This window comes from Shewanella sp. SG41-4 (assembly GCF_014164505.1).
Classification (GTDB): domain Bacteria; phylum Pseudomonadota; class Gammaproteobacteria; order Enterobacterales; family Shewanellaceae; genus Shewanella.
Genome location: NZ_JACJFI010000336.1, coordinates 1 through 3,655, shown reverse-complemented (window position 1 = coordinate 3,655; position 3,655 = coordinate 1). Strand labels below are relative to the sequence as shown.

Sequence of the window (3,655 nt, the reverse complement as noted above, 5' to 3'; positions counted from 1 at the left end):
TAGTTAACCCTGAGCTGAAGCGCATCGGTTGCCATCCATAACGCAGACACTTCTGCACCATAATTGTAGCCATCATAATCATTGGTAAATGAACTGTATTGAGAAATATAATTAGGGAAGGTACTAAAATCAGTTACACCTTGGTCAATACTGCGCAGTTTGTCGTAAGAGTTATAAAATAGTGCTGTATCAAAAGACAATTTAGGGACCGGAATAAAACGATATCCTAACTCGTACGATATAATTTCTTCTGATTCAAAATCATCATTACCCGAGACCCATACTTTAACCAGTGGTGATACTTCTGAAGGCGGTATGTTAAGCGCATTCACACTAAGATTATTTTCGACTCTTGACGGAGTTCTAACCGCTCGAGCAACAGAGGTCCACATACTGTTCTTAGGGTCCATCTGCCACATAAGGCGTACATTAGGTTGAACTTCAAATCCTGTGTAATCATTGTGTTCCAAACGCGTCGCTAGCGTAAGCCATAACTGGTCTTTAACTAACATTAACTCGTCACTAACAAATGCACTCCATAAACTAATATTAGTTGAATTTGGCTCAGAACTAGTAACAATAGGCAAAGCATCAAGATTGTCTTTCATAAAACGATAGCCCGCGCCCCACACAATATTATGTTGTTGCCCAAGCAATAACTGATGCTGAAAATCGACGTCAAAGGTTTTAGTGCTTAGATTATATAAATATTCGTCGCGGTCAGCATAATCGTAATAGACTTGAAGGCTATATTCAGAGCTTGCCGATAACGCTTTAGTATATTTAGACAGCAGGTTAAAACCTTCGCTTTCGACTTCGTCGTTATAATACTCACGATAAAGTGGTGCTTCATCCGAGGCAATATTGGCAGCTTGTTGCATCTTAGAGCTATATACGTCACTGCTGAGAGTAAGGCTGGTGCCCGTTTCTAACTGAATATCAAGACGTCCGCCTAATTGGAGGTGCTGCCAACTATTATCTTTACCAACCATTTCTAGGACAGGAATCGACTGAGTTGCAGGCCCACTAGAATATGGCTCAAACGAATCTCTTTCATGCCCTTTTAGGTATACTCTTGAGGTCATGTTATCCGATAACGTTGCGCCATAACGAGCCCCTGCGAATCCTTGCTCGTAATCTCCAGCACCTAACTCGGCATGACCACCTAAGGTATCGGCGGTATGTTTAGTAATAATATTGATCACACCATTAACAGCATTCGCGCCCCACATTGCTGCACTTGGGCCACGAATAACTTCTATTCGATCAATGTCAGCCATTAACATATCTTGAACTTCCCAATACACCCCTGAAAACTCGGGAGAATACAAGGTTCTTCCATCCATCATGACTAATAATTTATTGTTGTAGCGGCCATTAAAGCCACGGCTACTCACAGCCCATTTCTGCGAATCAATTTGAGCAACATGCAGCCCTGGTACATCTCGCAGCGCTTGCGGAATTGAAGTGGCGCCAGAGCGACGGATACTTTCGCTCGTTATTACATAAATAGCGGCTGGCGAATTTGACAAAGACTGTTTTTGTTTAGAAACAGATGTAACCTCAACATTCATCAATTCTTGCAAACTAAGATCGAGAGAATTTGAGTCTGTTGCTGCCGCAGTGGTACTGGCGAGTAACAGGCATAAAGCCGAATATGAAGTCACTTTTGTCTTTGTCATTAGTCTACAATTCCTTAAAACGATTACCGAGCACCTAAATACCCAGACGTCTATTAAAATAGCTTATTATAATAATTTACAATTAACTTACACGATCAATTATGTAAAGTATGCCATACGGTATGACATTCAGCTAGTTAGCAAATACCTAAAGTGTGAATTAAATGTTTTGTTTTTTAAGCTTTTATTTTGTAACGCTGACTTGACCCATCAAAAATCTTTCTCAACTAGAAAACTGTCCATTTCAAAATAATGCTAGTTCACTCTCGATGACTCACGTTATGAATATATTTCGCAGCATAAATGAAGTGGTTTTGGTGAAAAAACACCTTCCCCCAGATATTATCTATCCGAATACGCGGTCCCCAATGAACTTAAAGCACATCATTACAATTGAAAAACTAATTACAAAATGACTCAATAAGCTTATAGATCTAAAACAGCGTTATGACCATAACCCTTATCACTTAACTCCATTTACGTGAATGTCAGATAATTTACGATGACAAATATGTAAGCGTAGAATTGGAACTACGTTTTTTTACATGTAAAAACCGTCAGCTTAAAAAGTCAATTCAAAAAAATAGCCTATTATATGGTTAAGATATTTATCTACTTTTGCTTATTAACATACTTGAAACATTTATATATGTCGGATAGATTACCGCCACTAACTATTGGATAATGGATTTTCAATGAATAAGTGTGTGTTTTTTTGTCGCGGGTTAATACTAGCCAGCATGAGCTTATTGTGTTTCTCAAGTGCTGCAGAAGATACTTTTAACATCTTGCAAACGCTTGATTACAGGGAAGAACAACAAGAGTTATACCCTGACAGCGTAAGAACATATCACTTTGATAAATCGACAAATACTCTTTATTTAATTGGCAATGATCTCGGCTCAGATATCACTGTACAGACACTTTATATTTGGCAATATGAGCCAACATCGCATTTACTTGAATTCAATCAAAAAGTCGTACTCGATTTCGCGGATAATGAATACATTAACTTCAAGATTGTCGCAAAGGTTGAAGATAAATTAATTATCAGCAATCAAGACAATCTCGACCTCAGTGATTACCTTTCAAGTATTGATTTAAATGATGGGTTTAAACTGGTCAAAGAAGTAGAGCTTTTCCCTGGTATGGGGGGTTATATCAATGTTACTCAATCATCTGAAAACACTATATTTAGCTTGATATATTCTCAAAATGCCATCATCGCGACACACTGCACCGTGAATGTTACAGACATCACTTGCCAAGATGTTCAAGGTGAATTACCTGACTTATCAAATTTCACAACATCAGCTTTTTACCGAACTTATTTCCTAGCTGGTTTTAATCAATTTCTGTTTGAAATATCTGATAGCAACACAGGCATAGCTAAGGCATACATATTCCGCTTCGATGAATTCGGTAATATTTTTTTACTAAATGATATTAGTTTACCAAGTAATGTTAGATTGAAAGGGATTACTGCACTCAGTACTAAATCAGAATTATTTATCTACTCTGGTAATGTAAATTTATACCCTGACAAACATTACATTTATGAAAACGATCAGTGGTTAGACTCAGGGACCGCTCCTAGCCGTGGTGTAGAGAATACCAATTTACCAGTGCAATTTGTAGCAGATACGGATTACGGGTTAGGGCCTCAATGTAGGGCCATCATTTACAGTAAAGAAAAGTTATCGTTACATTTTACAGATCAGACCCGAAATTTACTTACGATAAATGACTGTATTCTTATCGATGCAGAATATGGATTAAGCATAGGTCGGAATGATAAAGTAATTCAATCTTTTCAGTTGGCTAACACATTACCAATTACAAAATTAGACTCTCTAAATAGTTTTAGTTTTCAATGGACACAAGATCAGTACAGTGAAATCAACCTCAAAAACTATTATACCAACCCAAGTCTATTGACAATAACAGGGCTGCCAGCACCATTAACGTTTGAT

Annotated in this window: 2 protein-coding genes; one reads left to right on the top strand and one right to left on the bottom strand. The window is 37.7% G+C overall.

What is annotated here, in order from left to right; genetic code table 11:
- Positions 1–1,682, bottom strand: a 1,682-nt coding sequence (locus tag H5202_RS19215) for a TonB-dependent receptor plug domain-containing protein (protein ID WP_182773477.1), incomplete at its 3' end; no start/stop codon positions are given.
- Between the two features lie 695 nt (positions 1,683–2,377).
- Here H5202_RS19215 and H5202_RS19210 point away from each other — a divergent pair.
- On the top strand, positions 2,378–3,655 hold a 1,278-nt coding region (locus H5202_RS19210; protein WP_182773476.1), incomplete at its 3' end, for a hypothetical protein.